Origin of the sequence: Pseudoalteromonas sp. NSLLW24 (assembly GCF_015864725.1) — a bacterium.
GTDB lineage: Bacteria > Pseudomonadota > Gammaproteobacteria > Enterobacterales > Alteromonadaceae > Pseudoalteromonas > Pseudoalteromonas arctica.
In genome coordinates this window covers 1-19615 of record NZ_JADYWQ010000008.1, presented here as the reverse complement: position 1 = coordinate 19615, position 19615 = coordinate 1, and the positions used below count along the sequence as shown (strand labels likewise).

Here is a 19615-nt window from a genome sequence, read left to right as displayed (position 1 = left end):
CATAGGCTCTGCCTTGCCTAAATGCCAAACACACTGCTGCAAATTTAACTTCGAAAGATAAACAGGCCCTAATAATTAGTGAATAACTATAAAAAGTAATTATTGTGCTGATAAAAATTCATTAATATTTCATTTTGATTGATTAAGCTATCCCGTTGCCTTTAAAATTGCGGGTAAATTAATTTATAAAATTTTTATGATACCGGTGTCAAAAGCTAAAAATTGCGTTATCATCGGCATCTAAAATTATAAAAACAGCACTTTTTTTGCATTTTTAGTTATACTATCGGCGCTTTATTTTAGTGTAAATAAGCAGTGTTAAGAGTTTTGCTTTTATAAAAAACATTTTTAAATCAATTGATTGAAAAAACTAGAGGATATTTCCATGTCTAACCGAACGCAACTAGCAAGTTGGCAAGCACTAGAACTAAGTGCAGCTAAGATGAAACAAACACATCTGAAAACGTTATTTGCACAAGATGACACGCGCTTTTCTCAGTTTTCGACTCAAGTACCTGGCGTACTATTCGACTATTCTAAGCAACTTATTGATAACGATGTTTTTGCTAACTTAATGTCGCTTGCTAAAGAATGTGATATTGCATCGTGGCGCGATAAAATGTTTAGCGGTGAAAAAATAAATATCACCGAGGATCGCTCAGTACTACATACGGCACTTCGTAATCGTGCTCACACTCCATTAATCGTTGATGGCGAAAACGTAACACAAGCCGTAGACAACGAATTAGCTAAAATTAAAGTGTTTGTAGAAAAAGTTCGTAGCGGTAAATGGTTAGGCTATACCGGTAAAGCGGTAAAAGATGTTGTAAGTATTGGCGTAGGTGGTTCTAACCTTGGCCCACAAATGGCAACCGAGGCATTAAAAGCACTTGCTGATGATACGTTAAATGTTCATTACGTATCTAATGCTGACGGTGTACAGATTTCGTCTATATTGAAAGCCATTGACCCTGAAACAACATTATTTGTTATTTCGTCAAAAACATTTACTACGTCAGAAACTATGACAAACGCTAAAACAGCGGTTGACTGGTTTTTACAAACAACAAAAGATGAAAGTACAATTGCAAAACACTTTGTTGCAGTAAGTACAAATTTAGAAAAAACGGCAGCCTTTGGTATCAGCGACGAAAACGTATTCACTATGTGGGATTGGGTTGGCGGTCGCTTTTCACTTTGGAGTGCGATAGGCTTACCAATTGCTTTATATTTAGGCTACGACGCCTTTGAAGCAATTTTAGAAGGCGCGTTTGAAATAGACGAGCACTTTAAATCTGCGCCGTTTGAGCAAAATATACCATTAATTATGGCATTGCTTAGTGTATGGAATACGAGCTTTTTGGGCTACACAGCGCAAGCTATATTACCGTACGACCAAGCACTGCATATGTTGCCTGCTTATTTACAGCAAGGCGAAATGGAAAGTAACGGTAAACACGTTAACTTTGCCGGCGAAACGGTACCTTATACTACAGTTCCAATTATTTGGGGTATGACGGGTATTAATGGTCAGCACGCGTTTTATCAGTGTTTACACCAAGGTAATGTAATTGTACCTGCAGATTTTATTGCATCAGTTAAACCACAAGTGAATGTTGATAAGCATCACGATATTTTATTATCAAACTTCTTTGCACAAACAGAAGCGATGATGAGTGGTGTAGATGCAGCGCAAGTTACTGCTGATTTAACCGCTAAGGGTAAATCGCAAGCAGAGATTGATGAGTTATTAAATCATAAAATTCATCAAGGCAATCGTCCTACAACGTCTATGCTATTAGATACAGTAGATGCTAAAACAGTGGGCCGTTTAATTGCACTGTATGAGCATAAGATATTTTGCCAAGGCATTATTTTAGAAATATGTTCGTTTGACCAATGGGGTGTAGAACTGGGTAAAGGTTTAGCATCTAAAATTGAGAGTGAACTCACTGATGAAAGCGTTAAACACGCTCATGATAGTTCTACAAACGGCTTAATGGCGTACTACAAACAAAACCGTACGCAGTAAAAAATTCGCTTACGTAAGTAAGTAAACCGAGTACCTTTGAACGGGTAGCGCTGGAGTGCTTAGGGTCTGTATTTTTGTGAGAGGAGATACAGGGCCCCTAAGGCTCATTTAATAAGCGCAATGATAAAAATAATAATAAATCATCGATACAGAACAATTCAGCAGGCTTTTATTTAAATACAGCTATAAAAGCCATCTAATCTAGCAATAAATAGGCATACCCGCGCATTTATAAAGTGTACTGGGTATCACAACGTAGAGAGTAACTATGCTTAATCCTTTTGATATTATAATTTTTGGGGGCGGTGGTGATCTTGCGTTACGCAAATTGCTACCTGCAATGTACAGAGCATATCAAGAAGGTAACTTACCTGAAGGCTCACGTATCCTACCAACAGTGCGCGAAGAATCGAAACGTGCTGAATACATAGAAACAGCGCATAAAGCATTACAAGAATTTTTAAGCAAAGGTGAGTTTAACGCTAAAGATTGGAAAGCATTTTCTACTTTTTTAGTGCCAGTGGTAAGTAATGTTACAGAAGCAGATGACAACTGGGATGTGCTAAAAGGCATTTTAGATGAGCACGAAAGCACTAAGTCTCGCGTGTTTTATTTATCGCTTCCACCTGCTGTTTACGGCACATGTTGTGAAATATTATCGACTAAAGGTTTAATTACACCTACATCACGCGTTGTTGTTGAAAAGCCTATTGGTTATTGCGGTGATTCTGCTGAAGCAATTAATGGAAAAATTGCGGAATTTTTTAATGAAGAGCAAATTTTCCGTATTGACCATTACTTAGGTAAAGAAACAGTACAAAACTTAATGGCGCTACGTTTTTCAAACTCATTGTTTGAAAATATGTGGGATGCTAAATCTATTGATAACATCCAAATTAGCTTATCAGAAACTGTTGGTCTTGAAAGCCGTGCTGGTTTTTACGATAAAGCCGGTGCACTTCGTGACATGGTTCAAAACCATTTATTACAACTACTTTGTTTAGTTGCAATGGAGTCGCCTAATAAACTTAACGCTAACAGTATTCGTAACGAAAAATTAAAAGTATTAGAAGCACTTCGCCCACTAGTAGGTGGTGATGTTGATGAAAATATTGTTCGTGGTCAATACGTACCAGGTGACTTAAACGGTAAAATTGTACCGGGTTACTTAGAAGAGCTAAATGAAGGTTCTAGTAAAACAGAAACGTTTGTAGCTATTCGTGCACATATTGATAACTGGCGCTGGGCGGGTGTTCCATTTTACCTTCGTACGGGTAAACGTATGGCTAAGCGCTGTGCAGAAATTGTGGTTGAATACAAAAAAGTATCTCACAATATCTACGAAGATAACGTGGGTAATATCGAGCCAAATCGTCTTGTTATTCGTTTGCAACCAGAGGAAACAATTCAACTAACGCTTATGTCTAAGCGTCTTGATAACCTTCAAATGCAACTTGAGCCAGTAACAATGAATATTGAGCTTTCACAAGCTTACAGCAATGGTTTTCACTCAGATGCGTACAAGCGTTTAATGCTTGATGCCGCTGCAAATAACCCATCATTATTTATTCACCGTGATGAAGTTCGTCAAGCGTGGAAATGGATTGATCCAATCATTGACCGTTGGCAAGACAAAGGCAAGCCTGCACTTTACCGTGCTGGTAGCTGGGGTCCTGAGGATGCTGATGAACTATTGGCAGAAAAAAGCCACGTGTGGTTTAACACAGGCGATAAGGTATAAGCATGGCAACACTAGTTGAAAAATTTTTTGACGATAAAGACGCGTTAACAGCCGAGCTTTCTGCAACGCTTGAGCAATCACTACGTGATGGCATTAAAAACGATGGCCGTGCTGTATTAATGGTGTCGGGTGGCTCGTCTCCTGCGCCAGCTTATAAGCATTTATCAACGCTTGATTTAGATTGGCAACATGTTGATGTTGCTATGGTTGATGAACGCTGGGTAGACCCAAGCCATGAAAAAAGTAACGAAGCATTTATTAAGAGCACGTTATTACAAAATTTTGGCAGTGCTGCAAATTTTATAACCATGAAAAACGATGCTGCAACCGCGCAGCAAGGCAGTGAAGTGTGTGAAGCCGCTTACAGTGCTCTAAAAGCGCCATACGATGTAACTATTCTAGGCATGGGCCCAGATGGCCATACAGCGTCGTTGTTCCCAAATGCAGAAGGTTTAGAGCACGGTTTAACAACTGAGCAAACAGTATGTGCAATTAATGCGATACAAAGTGATGTGACGGGTAGTATCACCGAGCGAATGACACTTACGTTAAATGCCATTGCGCAATCTAAAGTGGTAAAGCTTTTAATTAGCGGTGAAGAAAAACTCGCTGTTTATAAGCAAGCAAAAGCGGGCGGCGATGTTAATGACATGCCACTTCGCGCTGTGCTTAATCACCCAAGTATAAATATTGAAGTATATTGGGCGCCTTAATTTGGGTGCTAATTTAACTTTTAAAGGCCGCTTATATAAGCGGCCTTTTTTATTTGCTCAAATTTAAGCCTAAACACTGCAAAAAAACAGTCCTGAACTGTTAACCAATGTTAATGAATAACTTTGATTTGTATTAAAATCAACCATGAAGTGTGTTGTTTTTGAACAAAATTTATGAGTTTGAGCTGTATGTTTTTTAGCAACGTTCAGATTTAGTTAAATTTTATTTTTTCATGGTCGTTGTCATAAAAGTTTCCCTTCCTTTTTTAGCTCAAAAGCATTAGCCTAAAGGTATTAACAATGAAACATATAAATTAAAATAAACGGAGCAGTAACATGGCGGAGCAACAAGTACAGCCTTTACACAACGAAAAACATGCCAACACTAAAATTCAAAACGGCATCAATGTAGAATTCATGAAAACTCAACATTTAGTGCCAGTAGTTGCACATGAGTTTGCACGCGTAGCAAACGAGTTTCCAATGTCATTCGTTAAAAACAACGAAAGCGGCACTTTTCAAGCTGTTGCTATGTTTGGCTTAGAGCCAGGCGAAAACCTTTTTGTAGAAGATGGTAAATGGACTGCAGCATTTGCACCTATGGCATCTACTCGTTACCCACTGGGCTTAGTTAAACACCCAGATCAAGATCAATACGGTATCGTAATTGACGAAGCAAGTGCGCTTGTTGGTGAAGACGAAGGTAATGCATTATTTGAAAACGGCGAAGAAACAGATTACCTAAAACGTCGTAAAGAAGCGCTTGTATCTTTTATTGAGTTTTCTCAAGTAACTGAAGCGTTCACTAAATTCCTTGCTGATAAAGAGCTACTAATTGCGCAAACGCTAACAGTAGACATTAAAGGCGAGAAAAAAGACATCAACGGTATTTACCTTATCGATGAGAAAAAGCTAAATGAGTTAAGCGATGCTGATTTCTTAGAGCTTCGTAAACGTGGTTACTTAGCACCAATTTATTCTTTCTTAACGTCTACTCATCAAGTAGCACGTTTAGCGCGTTTAAAAGCTAAACAAGCTTAATTATACCAATTGCATTAAATTAGTGATCTATTATAGCGATAAGAAAATGGCTCAATAACAAGGCTAAAATTATGATACATAGTTGTTCTATATAAATAATTTTCAACGTAGTTAGTGAGCTATTTAATACGCTAGAATGATCATGTTTTTAATAAAATTGGTATTACAAACACGTAAAATTTAAAAAAGCGCCTTAAGGCGCTTTTTTTATGCCATTAAACTCACTTTAGTTGAAATTAAGCCCGCAACCATTCACATTAGTTTATAACTTTCCCATAAAAGAACTCATTATGAAAACACCCTTATTAGCAATTTTTGCGAGCAGCCTTTTTGCTTTAAGTAATAGCGTATTCGCTGCAGAGACTCCTTTTGCCATTGCGATTCATGGTGGGGCAGGGACAATAGAAAAAGCACGATTTACACCCGCTCAAGAAAAGCAGTACCGCGCTAAATTAACAGAGGCGGTAGAGACAGGTTATAAAGTATTGCACCAAGGCGGTGAAAGTTTAGATGCGGTAACTGCGGCAATTACAGTATTAGAGCAATCGCCTTATTTTAATGCAGGGCGTGGAGCGGTATACACTTACGATGGCGGGCATGAGCTTGATGCATCCATAATGGATGGTCGAAACCGTGAAGCAGGTGCAGTTGCGGGTGTAAAGCATATTGAGAGCCCGATTAAATTAGCGCGTTTGGTCATGGATAACTCTGTACACGTAATGCTTAGTGGGCAAGGCGCTGAGGAGTTTGCTAAAGAGCAAGGTGTTGAACTTGTCGAAAATAACTTATTTGATACCGAGCCTCGTTACAAAGCGCTTTTAAAAGCAAAACAAAAATTAGATAAAGCCAAAGCAACCAGTAAAGAGTACCAAGCCGCGCACAAAGCATTGCCTAACTCTTACAAAATGGGCACGGTTGGCGCAGTGGCGCTTGATAAAAACGGTAATTTAGCGGCAGGTACATCCACAGGTGGTATGACGGCAAAACGTTATGGCCGTGTAGGTGACGCGCCGGTAATTGGTGCTGGGACATTTGCTGAAAACGAATCGTGCGCAGTATCGGCAACAGGGCACGGTGAATATTTTATTCGCTATAACGTAGCGAGCGATATATGTGCGCGTGTTAAGTATCAAGGTAAAACCATAGCTGAAGCTGGAGATGAAGTTATAAACGGTGTGCTTAAGCCAATTGGTGGCACTGGTGGCGTTATTATTATTGATACTAAGGGGAATATTAGCTTGCCGTTTAATACCTCTGGCATGTATCGGGCAAGTAAATCGAATACGCAAGCGACCTACGTGGGCATTTTTAACGACGAATAAGCCAAAGTAATTTAATTAACCTCAACTCTGGTTAAGAGATTTACTAACATATTGAACCACAATGATATTTTAATTCATTTATTGCTAGCCAGTTATTTTCAGTGCAGTTAGCGCTGAAAATAACTGCTTGAGATAGATTTATTATTCGCAGTTTAGGTGAATCGCAGCGTTTATATAACAAACAACCCCGTGTTATGCATTTTGTAGGATTAACCCCGGCCGTTTAATTTGATACAATTATGGCTCTTTAACTAATTTTATAAGGTATGCGGGTGGTAAACCTAGGTCAGTTGTTTGGCGAGCTAAAAACGTGCTTGAAAAAAGATCAATTCATTTTCAAAAAACGCTTACATGGCGTAAAAAAAATAACAGATGAAAACAAGCATGCCAACGCGCTTGAAAAAATAGCGGCTGATATAACCCGTAGCCAAGAATTACGTGATAAACGCTTAGCGGGCCTTCCTAAAGTGACTTACCCTGAGCAATTGCCAGTAAGTCAAAAAAAGGAAACAATTAAAGACGCCATTGCAAATAACCAAGTGGTTATTATTGCAGGTGAGACGGGCTCAGGTAAAACAACTCAAATACCTAAAATGTGTTTAGAGCTTGGCCGTGGTGTTGATGGCTTAATAGGCCATACTCAACCACGCCGATTAGCAGCGCGAACGGTGGCTAACCGTATTGCTGAAGAAATGAAGTGCGAACTTGGTCAGCAAGTCGGTTTTAAAATTCGTTTTAGCGATCAGGTTTCTAATAATACGTACGTTAAACTCATGACTGACGGTATTTTACTGGCAGAAATTCAGCAAGATCGATTTTTAAACCAATACGACACCATAATTATAGATGAAGCGCACGAGCGTAGTTTAAACATCGACTTTATTTTAGGTTACTTAAAAAACCTACTTCCAAAACGTCCCGATCTAAAAATAATAATTACGTCTGCAACCATCGATCCTGAGCGCTTTTCAAAGCATTTTGATGATGCGCCCATTATAGAAGTATCGGGTCGTACTTTCCCTGTTGATGTGCGTTACAACCCAACGGCCGATATTAATAAAGAAGATATGGAAGCCGAGGGCGATCAGCTACAAGGTATTTTTGATGCTGTTGACGAACTGTGCGCGGAAGGTCCTGGCGACATACTGATATTTTTAAACGGTGAGCGTGAAATACGCGATACCGCTGATGCACTTAGCAAGCGTAATTTAAAACACACTGATGTATTACCACTTTACTCGCGCTTATCTAACGCAGAGCAAAACCGTATATTTGCGCCACATTCTCGTCGTCATATTATTTTATCGACCAACGTAGCCGAAACGTCACTAACTGTGCCGGGTATTCGTTATGTCATAGATCCAGGTACTGCGCGTATAAGCCGCTACAGTTATCGTACAAAAGTTCAGCGCCTGCCCATAGAACCTATATCGCAAGCAAGTGCTAATCAGCGTATGGGTCGTTGTGGACGTGTTGAAGCGGGTATTTGTATACGCTTGTACTCTGAGGATGATTTTTTATCTCGCCCAGAGTTTACCGACCCTGAAATACTGCGTACTAATCTTGCCTCAGTTATTTTGCAAATGTTGGCACTCGGGCTTGGTGATATGGCGCAATTTCCGTTTGTGCAAGCACCAGATAGCCGTAATATAAGTGATGGTTTATCGTTATTAGAAGAACTACAAGCAGTAAAACCAGACAAACGGGATAGTAAAACGAGTTTAACCGCTTCAGGTAGAGAGCTCAGCCGATTACCGGTTGACCCTCGTTTAGCTAAAATGGTGCTCACAGCTCACAAACTTGGCGCATTGCGTGAAGTGATTGTTATTGTGGCGGCGTTGTCGATTCAAGATCCACGCGAACGCCCGCAAGAAAAACGTGCTGCAGCTAACGAAAAACACGGTCGCTTTGACGACCCAGATTCAGACTTTATCGCTTTTTTGAACTTATGGAATTACTTAGAAGAGCAGCAAAGCGAGCTGACTAACGGCCAGTTTAGAAAGCTGTGTCAAAAAGATTTCCTAGCCTATATGCGCCTGCGTGAGTGGCAAGATATTGTTTATCAAATAAGTACTGTGTGTAACGAAATGGGCATGAAAGCAACCAGCCAAGCGGCTGATGGCGAACTTGTTCATAAAGCGTTACTAAGCGGAATGCTGAGCCATATTGGCTTTAAAGATGAGAAGCAAATATACAAAGGCGCACGTAATAGTCAGTTTCATATTTTTCCGGGTTCAGGTTTATTTAAAAAGAGTCCTAAATGGATCATGTCAGCGGAGCTGGTAGAAACCAGTAAATTATATGCCCGCACAAATGCAAAAATAGACATTAACTGGGTAGAACCATTAGCGCAGCATTTAGTAAAACGTAGCTACACAGAGCCACACTGGGAGAAAAAACCAGGTGCGGTAATCGCGTTTGAGCAGCAAACTTTGTACGGCTTACTTGTTGTAAATAAACGCCGCTGTGTTTATAGCAATATTGACCCTAAAGTGAGCCGAGAGCTTTTTGTACGCACTGCATTAGTTGAGCAAGAGCTGGGCTTAAACGAGGGCTTTTTAGCGTTTAACAGTGAGCTTATTGAAGATATTCAAGTACTGGAAAATAAGTCTCGTCGTCGTGATATTTTAGTTGATGAGCAAACGTTATTTGAGTTTTACGATAAAAAAATACCCAAAGAAATTAATAACCGCGCTGCATTTTTAAAATGGTATAAAACACAAAAACAACAAAATAAACATTACTTACACATGACCCGTGAAGAGCTAATGCAGCATGGTGCAAGTAATATCACTGAGTTTGACTACCCTGACACATGGCAGCAAGACAATATTATATTACCGCTTGCTTATCATTTTGACCCAGGACAAGCGGTTGATGGTGTTGCGGTGCAAATACCGGTAGCACTTTTAAATCAAGTACAAGAGAGTGGTTTTGACTGGCATATACCTGCATTTAGACATGAGCTAATAAGTGGGCTTATAAAGTCATTGCCTAAATCGCTTCGCCGTAATTTTGTGCCAGCACCAAATTACGCAGATGCAGTACTTGCAGCTATTGAGCCAATGCAAGGTAGCTTAATTGATGCTTTAGCTACGCGCTTATTAAGAATGACAGGTGTGAGAGTTGATGCAGAAGCGTGGGATTTAACCGCGCTTGCACCGCATTTACGATTGCAGTTTGAAGTACGTGATGAACACGATAAGTTACTTGCTCGTGGACTTGATTTAGCCAAACTTAAAGCAGAGCTGCAAGGTGAAGTAACCGAAACACTGTCTAAAGTAGCCGATAAAGGCATTGAAAAATCAGACCTAACACAATGGGACTTTGGTGAGCTGCCAGCGTCATATGTTAAAAAACAAGGTCAATACGAAATAAAAGCATACCCTGCGCTGGTGGATAAAAAATCAGCCGCTGCAGTGGAGCTTTTTGATAGTGAAGCAAAAGCGCAGCAAGCGCATCAACAAGGTTTGCGCCGTTTAGTACTGTTAAATGTGCCGTCGCCAATTAAGTACTTACAACAAAACTTACCGAATAAGGCAAAGCTGGGTTTGTACTTTAATCCATTTGGTAAAATAGCTGATTTAATTGATGACTGTATCGCCGCAGGTGTTGATAGTTTATTAGTGAAACATGGCGATATACGCGATGAAAAAGCATTTGAAACAGTAAAAGAGCAAATACGAGGTGAGCTCGGTGATGCCGTTGTATCGATTGCAACGCAAGTTGAGCAAGTATTAAGTATTGCGCACGCACTGCATAAAAAAATGAAAGGGCGCGTTGATTTAACCATGATAACTGCGCATGGCGATATAAAATCACAGCTTGAGTCACTTATATTTAAAGGTTTTGTGAGCGCGCATGGCGCAGATAAAATAACGGATTTAATTCGTTATTTAAAAGCGATTCAAAAACGTTTAGAAAAGCTGCCTGTGGATCCAAATCGTGATAGGTTATGCGTATTAGAGCTCGATAAAGTTGCTCAAGAGTACAAAAAAGTAGTTAATAAAACGCCTAAAGGCTTGCCTATTCCACAAGAAGTAACCGCTATTTTTTGGATGCAACAAGAGCTTAGAGTGTCGCTATTTGCTCAAACGCTTGGAACTCCTTACCCAATTTCGGCTAAGCGAGTACTTAATGCGATAAAAGAGATAGAATAAAACTTGCATTTTCTATTAAGCTTAGTACCTTAATAGGAGGATTTATTTTTGTTTTGAAAAGGAAGTGACATAGTTATGTCCTCATCGATTGAACATAAAACAAAGCGACTTTTAGTGGTAGACGACGAGTATTTTAATTTTGAAATGCTCAAAGCAGCACTCGCGTCGAAATTTGATGTTAGTTATGCAGATTCAGGGCAAAGCTGTCTTGCATCGGCAATTGCAAGTCCGCCAGATATAATTTTGCTTGATGTTTGTATGCCTGGTCTTGATGGTTATGATACATGCCGAATGCTAAAACACACACCTGAAACAAAAAATATTCCTGTTGTTATGGTATCGGGCCTAGAGTCTCCATCTGAAAAACAAGCAGGGTTTGACGCTGGTTGTAACGCATATGTTGTAAAGCCATTTTCAGTGGGTGCTTTGTTGGAAGAAATTAACACGGTTTTTTAGAGGTAACGTATGTTTACTGATGATAAGCGAAATTTTAGACGTATGCAGATCAATACACCTGCAAATTTAACAACGATAGAACCAATAGCGGGTTTAAGCTTTGCCGCAGAGTGCGTGGATTTAAGTGCAACAGGTTTATCAATTCATTTAGATGAATTACTTGAACCTAATACATTACTGACGGTGAACATTGATTCGACTCACCCAAGTATTGCGCCTTTAAATGCAACAGCAAAAGTAATACGTGCCAGCAAAGAAGATGATGGCACGGTAACAGCAGGTCTTGAAATCATTCAGTTTAACTAAGTTGAATCCAGTTAAACTCAATAGTAGATATTAAAAAACCTTACAGATTAAGCCTTTTAAGTAAAAGCCTTCAGGGTAGCTGCCAGCAATTGGGTGATCAGCTGCCTGGTTTAATCGCTCCATTATAAGTAGGTCTTTACCTGCATCAAGTGCTGCATCGGCTACTACTTTTTGAAATAAGTTTTGTTCCATTAAACCAGAGCATGAGAACGTTAGTAATGTTCCACCTGGTTTTAGTATTTGCATGGCAATCATATTGATATCTTTATAACCACGACACGCACCGGTTAGCTGCGCTTTATTATCAGCAAACTTTGGTGGGTCCATTACGATGGTATCAAACTGTCTGCCTTCGTCGCGGTATTGGCGTAGTAACTTAAATACATCCTGCTTAACAAAACTTACTTTATTTAAATCTAAGTTATTATGCTCAACATTACGTTTTGCTGTATCTAAAGCGGGTTGAGATACGTCTACGTTAGTTACATGCTCACATCCACCACGCAGGGCGTACAACGAAAATGTACCTGTATAACTAAAACAGTTAAGTACCGTTTTACCCTTTGAGAAGCGCTCAAGTGCGGCGCGGCTATCGCGCTGGTCTAAATAAAAGCCCGTTTTATGTCCATCAATTATATCGACTTCAATTTTAAAACCGTTTTCCTCAATAAGTACCGGCTGTGTTGGTTCGTTACCCCAAAGAGCGCCTTTTATTGGCTCTAAGCCTTCTTTAGTGCGTACTTCTACGTCTGAGCGCTCGTATATGCTAGAGCCTGGGAAAATAGACATCAACGCGCCAACAATCTCGCCTTTATGACGCTCAGCACCCGCACTTAGTAGCTGACATACTAACACGTTATCAAACTTATCGATTGTAACGCCTGGTAAGTAGTCAGACTCCGCAGCACATAATCGAAATCCTGTTAATCCGCCTTCTTCTATTACTTGGCTACGTGCTTCTAATGAGCGACGTAAACGGCGTTCAAAAAAGTTTTGATCGATGATTTCTTTTTCGTCAAAGCTCCAAACACGTGCGCGAATTTGTGAGTGAGGGCTGTAAGCAGCAGTTGCTAAAAACTTACCTTCGCTATCGTGAATCGTTACTGTGTCGCCTAATCCAGGTTTACCTTTAATTTTTTTGATGGCTTTTGAAAATAACCAAGGGTGTTTTCTTTTTAATGATTTATCGCGACCAGCTTGTAGGTAAACGGCAGATGACATAAGGCTTCTCAGTAGTAATAAATAAGCGCTGTATTTTAGTCAAGCAAGGGGCAACATACAATGAATGTTTTGCAAGGTGGGCATAAAGCACGGTAAAGTACGGATAATTTATCGATTCATTAGCTTTTGGAACCTAATAGTGCCTGACGCCGTTTTAAGCCCCGATTTAAAAATACTTAATTCACAATGTAGAGAGTTTATAGCTTCTTTAGTGCATGCCGATGTAGCTCACGATATTACCCATATAGAACGAGTGGTGCGCGTTGCAATACAGCTATGTAATGCGGAGCAGGCAAACATGTCAGTTGTATTACCTGCAGCGTGGATGCATGACTGTGTGGCGGTGGCTAAAAATCATCCTGATCGTGCAAAAGCCTCTACTATGGCAGCCGATAAGGCATTGGAATTTTTAAAATCTATTAATTATGACGAGTCACTTTTTGATGAGATTCATCATGCCATTGCCGCTCATAGTTTCAGCGCAAATATAAAAATTAAAACTGTTGAAGCGCAAATAGTACAAGATGCTGACAGAATGGATGCATTGGGCGCTATTGGAGTGAGTCGATGCATGAAAGTAGGCGGATCAATTTCTCGGTTATTGTATAACCCAGAAGACCCTTTTTGTATTGAACGCGAGGCTGATGATAAAACATACACGCTTGATCACTTTTTTATAAAGTTATTACATATTGCCGATAGTATGAATACGCCATCTGCTAAAGCAGAAGCGAATAGACGTACAAGGTATATGCATGACTTTTTAGAGCAATTAAAGTCAGAAATAGGTGAGTAACGTGAATAATACAAGCATACCTAAATTATCTGGGATTGATCATTGCCATTTAAATGTTGATAACTTGATTGATGCCGTTAAGTGGTATGAGCGTGTTTTAGGTTTTAGTGTAGTACCCGAGCTTGCCTTTTGGGATGAGGACGGACGCGGCCCTTTAACACTTGAAGATGCGAGTTCAACAACTCGTTTAGCACTTTTTGAAGGTGAGGGGCGTAGTAAAGGGATTGCATTTTTGGCCTCAGGGGATCAATTTATTCAATGGCGTAATCATCTTGAAGGTTTAAATATAAAAGTAGTTTTAGCAGATCATGGTGTAACGTTTTCTATGTACTTTAAAGATGAGAGTAGCAATAGCCATGAAATTACGTCACATGACTATGGTTATATAAAGTCTTACTACCCAAATGTTGAGCTTGGCTCTCACAGCGCTAAAAAGAATTAGCTTTCTTGATTTGAATTTTTTATAGCAAGAATATCGTCTAATTTTTTCACAAATAGTTCGATTAGAGCGGGATCAAAATGAGCTCCTGCTTGCTCTTGCATATGTAAAACTGTTTTCTCTACACTCCATGCCTCTTTATAAGGGCGTTTTGAAGTCAGAGCATCAAAAACGTCAGCAACGGCAACAATTCTACCTTCAATTGATATTTCTTCGCCTTTGATCCCGTTAGGATAGCCTGAACCATCCCATTTTTCGTGGTGTTCAATAGCAAGTTTATGAGCGAGTTGTAATAATGGCGATGAAGAATTTGCTAATATTTGTGCACCAATTATGGCGTGTTTCTTCATATGCTCAAACTCTTCAAAAGTTAACTTTCCTGGCTTGAGTAAGATAGCATCAGGGATACCTATTTTCCCAACATCGTGCATTGGGGCGGCTTGGCGTAAAAGCTCTGCACTTTGCTCATCCATACCTAGCGCTAATGCTAATACTTTGCTGTATTGGCTCATACGCACTATATGTTCGCCAGTGTCAGTATCTTTATATTCAGCAGCACGGCCTAGACGTTGTACTAAATCTACATGTGCTTGTTTTAATTGCTCAGCTTGCACTAGCGATAAGTGAGTTTTAACTCTAGCTCTTACAATAGCAGGGCTTATTGGCTTGGTAATATAATCTACGGCACCAAGTTCAAAACCTTTAAATTCATCATTTTCGTCCCCCAAAGCTGTCACAAAAATAATGGGGATATGAGACGTTTTAGGATTGTTTTTTACCCGCTGGCAGACTTCAAACCCATTCATATCTGGCATCATTATGTCTAGCAAAATTAGCTTTGGTAGTTCTTTTTCAAGTAGTGCCAATGCGGCATCACCCGATTTAGCAAACGACATACGATATTGATTACCTAACACTTCGCGCATTACTTTTAGATTTGCAGGCTCATCGTCAACAATTAATACTCGTGGCCTATCTGTTGTAAAATCCATTAATTAATACTCATTGTTTGTTAGTTTTTCAAGTAAGGTTTCTAGTATTACGTGTGCTTTATCAAAATCAAATTCATCAAAGGCCTCGGCTATATCATCAACTTCATTTTTATAGATTGAAGGTATGCCGTGTTGCAGTTTTGCTAGTAGCTCATCATTTAATTCTGCATTTTGTGCATCTTGATTAAGCGTCTTACACAGTGACTTAATTTCATCAATTGATAGCGTGTCAGAACTATTATCTTCAGGCTTACTACTTGGCTTATCGCAAGTATTAGATGATAGCAATTGTGAGATGACAAGTAGCTCGTTTTTTATATCGTCTAAAGTACTAATAACTTTAGCGTCACTTTGTTTTTGCTCTAAATCGGTTAATAACTTCATTAATGTTATTAGGCCTAAGTTACCAGCAACACCTTTAAGTGTGTGAATGGTGCTATCGACATCTTTTATGTTTGATAATTTATCACTGAATAATGTTTCGAACCGTTTATTACTGTCACTAATAAATTTAGTAATCTCTGTAAGTTGTTTACACTTAGAACCCCAAAGGGCTAACCCTTTTTCAAAATCTATATGCTGCGCTTTAGGATCGCTTTGCGATATAACCATTTCTTTTGCAATACCAAGACCAAGCACTTGTGCTATTTCTTGGTTTAGCTGATTTATATCGACGGGTTTATTTGCAAAGCCATTCATGCCTGCTTTTTTAGCCGTAAGCTTATCTTGTTGTAATACACTGGCTGTGAGCGCGATAATTGGCGTGTATTTAATTTGTCTTTGATTTTCTATTGCTCTTATTTTTTGTGTTGCCTCTATGCCATCACACAATGGCATATGTATATCCATTAAAATGACATCAAAGTCTTGTTCTTCAAATACTTTAATCGCTTCAAGTCCGTTAGATGCCTTGGTAACTGCATGCTGATCGCGTGACAGGAGTAAAGAAAGTAGTTCTGTATTTTGCTCGATATCGTCAACTACTAACACCCTAAGTGCAGGCAGTTGTGTGTGTAGACCATCAAAATGATCTATTTTAGTTTCGTCACCTAAAGTAAGCGGCAATGAAAAGTAAAAGCAGGTGCCTTTACCTAGTTCACTTACTAAGTTTATTGTTCCGCCCATAAGCTCTACAAGTTGTTTGCTTATGGTAGTACCAAGACCTGTACCACCAAAACGGCGAGTAGTAGTACCATCGGCTTGTTCGAAAGGTTGAAACACTGCTTGAATACGATCTTTTGCAATACCAATACCGGTATCTTGCACTTCAAAAAACAGATGCTGATTTTGTGTTATAGCAACAGTTACGGTAACAGAGCCTTTTTCGGTAAACTTAATAGCATTACCAATTAAATTAGTAAGTACTTGCCTGAGTCGATCTGGGTCACCGTAATAAGTAGCACTTACTGATTCTTTAATATGAAGTTTAAGTTCTAAATCTTTCTTTTTAGCTTCTAACCAAAAAGTAGAAATAATACTGTCTATTACTGGCTTTAAACTAAAGTGTATTGGCTCAATAGTGAGCTTACCGCGCTCTAGTTTTGCGGAATCGAGAATTTCATTTAATAATCTAAGTAATGAACGCGCTGCATTATTTACGGTCACTAAATGTTTTTGTTGTTCTTGATCAAGTGGGGTGTCCATTAACAAGTCACTAAAACCTATTATAGAATTCATAGGTGTACGTATTTCATGGCTCATATTAGCCATAAAAGATTGCTTTGCATAAGCAGCTTCTTCAGCTTTAAATTTAGCTTGCTCTAGTTTTTCTTCATATTCTTTGCGTTCTGTAATATCAACTAAAACACCATCAATCCACTTTGCTTGGCCTTGGGTATCAAAGTCGATGCTGCCTTTATCTAAAAGCCATAAGATTTTACCGCTTCTGTGGCGAATTCTGTATTCGATTGAATACTGACGTTTTTCTTCTACGGCTTTTGTGACGGCGTCTACAATAGGTTGCTGATCAGACTTTAAAATCAAATCGTTAAATTCAATGCAGTGTTCAGTAAATTCATTAGGGTTATAACCAGTTAATTCGTTGATACTTGGGCTAATAAAAAGCATGGTCCAGTTATCATCAAATTTGCATCTAAAAGCAACGCCTGGCATGTTATCCATCAAGGAGCGGTACTTTTGTTCTTTTTCTTCAAGGCTTTTTTGTAAAGCGCGTTGCTCTGTTAAGTCTGTAATAAAGCCTACGTAAAGAGGGTTTTGCCCTGGTTGATTAACTTCACCGACGCCTAATCGAATTGGAAATAAGTGGCCGTTTTTGTGTTTAGCAAAAATTTCACGGTTAACACCAATTACTTTACCTAAATCAACATTTTTAGCATGTAAAAGATAGCTGTCGTGATGCATCGCGATAGCATCATCCATTAGCATTTTAATATTATGATTTTGTACTTCATTTTCATGCCAACCAAAAATTTTGCTAGCTGACTCATTAAAGCTCAAAATAATGCCGGTGTGATCTATTGTCACGATTCCATCAATGGCTGTGCCTAAAATTGCGTTTAAGCGAGACTCGTCGGCTGACTTTTCTTCAAGTAACATTTTATATCTGACCATGCCATTAAGTACCGCTACTACGCTTGTAATGGCAATCGTTGCAGTTGCAACCGCGATGGCTACAAAAGTGAGCCCAGCAGAAGCATTTGCGTCGTCATATAAAAGAGGAGATGTTGCAACAAAGCGTGTAGATGCCATGCCCATATAATGCATAGCAGCAACAGCAAAGCCTAATATTATAGCGCTGATGGCTCTATTTTGTAGGTATGATAGTTTTGGAAAAAATTTTTCAAGATTAAAGCGGCTATATAACGCTATAAACGAAAGAGCGACGGCAACTAAAATTGAAAGACCAAAGGTCAGTGGGTCATAGCGCAACATTGGGGAAAGCTCCATTGCAGCCATACCGCTGTAATGCATTGTACCAATACCAGCCCCTAGTAAGATCGAGCAAATGCTGAGCACTCTAAAGTTTCCATCACTATTTACAAGTATTGATACCGCATACTGACATGCTAATAAAGCAGGAAGAAAAGAGAGTAGTGTGATTGTTGGATCGTAGCTTATATTAGTACATAGCGAAAAAGCTAACATACCTATAAAGTGCATACTCCAAATACCAGAAGAAAATACAGTTGCTGCGGTTATATTTGCTAAACGTTGATAACGAGGGAATTTAGTCTCTTTTGCTAAATCAATGAGCTTAGTAGTAAAAAAAGCAGCAAAAATGGCTATTAATACAGACATTGAGACTAGAAGAGGGTCGTAAACCCCATTAAGTATTAGGCTTGGATCTTGGTCTGTAATGAAGAAAGCTGATAGCATAACGGCTCGAAATATAATCTTTATTTTACAAGTTTAATCTAATTTACTAATAAATGAACCGTTATTTCTAATCGCGCTATAAAGTGACGAATTTTAACCAAGTTTATTTATTTTTTGTTATTGAAGTAAATAAAATATTTTAACTTTCAATTCAAATAAAACAGACGGATCAATCTATAGCTTATTATAATAAAGTGGATTAGGAGTTAGGTGCGACTGTATGCCTAAGAGTTTAAAATTGATGGTAATATGGATTATATAAACGGATGCTATATTTAGAGTTTAAGTCGTGTTTGAATATCAACTAAAAAAGAGTACTAGACGCAAAACAGTCGCAATAAAAGTGCATAGTCAAAAGGTAACTGTGTATGCGCCACATTTTGTCGCAAAAAAACACATTGATACTTGGTTATTTGATAAACAAGAGTGGGTTGCAGAACAATTAAAAAAACAATCGTCAATTGATGACACTAAGCAGTACCCCTTTGAATCTAAAAAAATCAGTGTTTTTTCAGAAACTATTTATTTGAAACTGGACTCAGGCCAAGATTCCGAAGTAATCCCGTATGATGACCACTTACTTATTACAATATCTCCTCGAGTTAAAAACACTTATCAAAAGTATCGACAGCTATTAGAGACTTATTTAAAAGAGCAGCTTATTGCATACATAGAGATGCGTTTAGCGTATTTCTGTACTCAAATGGGTGAAGAGTTGCCAAATGATTTAAAAATAGGTGTTTATAAACGAAAGTGGGGGAGTTGTAATAGCAAGCGAGAACTCACTTTTAATTTACATCTTATAGGTGCTCCTTACCACACTATAGATTATGTGATTGTTCATGAGCTTGCCCATTTAAAGTATTTAAATCATAGCAAAGCTTTTTGGCAGCGAGTAGAGGCGTTTTTCCCCGATTACAAAACATCATCTAATTGGTTAAAACAAAATGGTATGAGTTTACAGTGGGTGTTTTGATGTTACTGAATATAGGAATATAGGAATATAGGAATATAGGAATATAGGAATATAGGAATATAGGAATATAGGAATATAGGAATA

At 38.8% G+C, this 19615-nt stretch carries 14 protein-coding genes; 11 read left to right on the top strand and 3 right to left on the bottom strand.

Going from position 1 to position 19615, the window contains the following annotated elements:
* Positions 1-385: 385 nt before the first annotated feature.
* From pgi to I6E72_RS09875, 8 genes are all read left to right on the top strand, one after another.
* Positions 386-2032 carry a glucose-6-phosphate isomerase gene (gene pgi, locus I6E72_RS09910; RefSeq protein WP_024591002.1) on the top strand — a complete coding sequence of 549 codons (1647 nt, stop codon included), beginning with the start codon at positions 386-388 and terminating at the stop codon, positions 2030-2032.
* A 268-nt stretch (positions 2033-2300) separates the two neighbouring features.
* Positions 2301-3773, top strand: a complete 1473-nt coding sequence (gene zwf, locus I6E72_RS09905) for a glucose-6-phosphate dehydrogenase (RefSeq protein ID WP_101163306.1) — start codon at positions 2301-2303, stop codon at positions 3771-3773.
* Between the two features lie 2 nt (positions 3774-3775).
* The gene (pgl, locus tag I6E72_RS09900; RefSeq protein ID WP_007581060.1) at positions 3776-4486 is read left to right on the top strand and encodes a 6-phosphogluconolactonase; all 711 of its coding nucleotides are present in this window, start codon (positions 3776-3778) and stop codon (positions 4484-4486) included.
* Between the two features lie 336 nt (positions 4487-4822).
* Positions 4823-5527, top strand: a complete 705-nt coding sequence (locus I6E72_RS09895; protein ID WP_002961447.1) for a SapC family protein — start codon at positions 4823-4825, stop codon at positions 5525-5527.
* Between the two features lie 290 nt (positions 5528-5817).
* Positions 5818-6849, top strand: a complete 1032-nt coding sequence (locus tag I6E72_RS09890) for an isoaspartyl peptidase/L-asparaginase family protein (protein WP_010555079.1) — start codon at positions 5818-5820, stop codon at positions 6847-6849.
* Positions 6850-7121: 272 nt separating this feature from the next.
* A complete protein-coding gene (gene hrpA / locus I6E72_RS09885) occupies positions 7122-11009 on the top strand; it encodes an ATP-dependent RNA helicase HrpA (protein ID WP_197112181.1) in 3888 nt (1295 codons plus the stop codon).
* A 75-nt stretch (positions 11010-11084) separates the two neighbouring features.
* On the top strand, positions 11085-11465 hold the full coding sequence (locus tag I6E72_RS09880) for a response regulator (protein ID WP_007581064.1): 381 nt from the start codon (positions 11085-11087) through the stop codon (positions 11463-11465).
* Positions 11466-11474: 9 nt separating this feature from the next.
* On the top strand, positions 11475-11771 hold the full coding sequence (locus tag I6E72_RS09875; protein ID WP_007581065.1) for a PilZ domain-containing protein: 297 nt from the start codon (positions 11475-11477) through the stop codon (positions 11769-11771).
* A 30-nt stretch (positions 11772-11801) separates the two neighbouring features.
* On the opposite strand, the gene I6E72_RS09870 is transcribed toward I6E72_RS09875, so the two are convergent.
* Entirely contained in the window at positions 11802-12992 is a 1191-nt protein-coding gene (locus tag I6E72_RS09870) for a class I SAM-dependent methyltransferase (RefSeq protein WP_197112180.1), read from the bottom strand.
* A gap of 64 nt (positions 12993-13056) precedes the next feature.
* Between I6E72_RS09870 and I6E72_RS09865 the strand changes: the two genes are divergently transcribed.
* Together I6E72_RS09865 and I6E72_RS09860 are read left to right on the top strand one after the other, a co-directional pair.
* Entirely contained in the window at positions 13057-13788 is a 732-nt protein-coding gene (locus I6E72_RS09865) for an HD domain-containing protein (RefSeq protein ID WP_211185177.1), read from the top strand.
* A 1-nt stretch (position 13789) separates the two neighbouring features.
* Complete coding sequence (locus I6E72_RS09860; protein WP_197112178.1) at positions 13790-14230, top strand: VOC family protein; 441 nt, start codon at positions 13790-13792, stop codon at positions 14228-14230.
* Here I6E72_RS09860 and I6E72_RS09855 read toward each other — a convergent pair.
* Positions 14227-15219 carry a response regulator gene (locus I6E72_RS09855; RefSeq protein ID WP_101163310.1) on the bottom strand — a complete coding sequence of 331 codons (993 nt, stop codon included), beginning with the start codon at positions 15217-15219 and terminating at the stop codon, positions 14227-14229. The genes I6E72_RS09860 and I6E72_RS09855 overlap by 4 nt on opposite strands.
* Before the next feature lie 3 nt (positions 15220-15222).
* On the bottom strand, positions 15223-18555 hold the full coding sequence (locus I6E72_RS09850; RefSeq protein ID WP_197112176.1) for an MHYT domain-containing protein: 3333 nt from the start codon (positions 18553-18555) through the stop codon (positions 15223-15225).
* 343 nt (positions 18556-18898) lie between these two features.
* Here I6E72_RS09850 and I6E72_RS09845 point away from each other — a divergent pair, with 343 nt between their 5' ends.
* On the top strand, positions 18899-19531 hold the full coding sequence (locus tag I6E72_RS09845; RefSeq protein ID WP_442960306.1) for a M48 family metallopeptidase: 633 nt from the start codon (positions 18899-18901) through the stop codon (positions 19529-19531).
* Positions 19532-19615 lie beyond the last annotated feature (84 nt).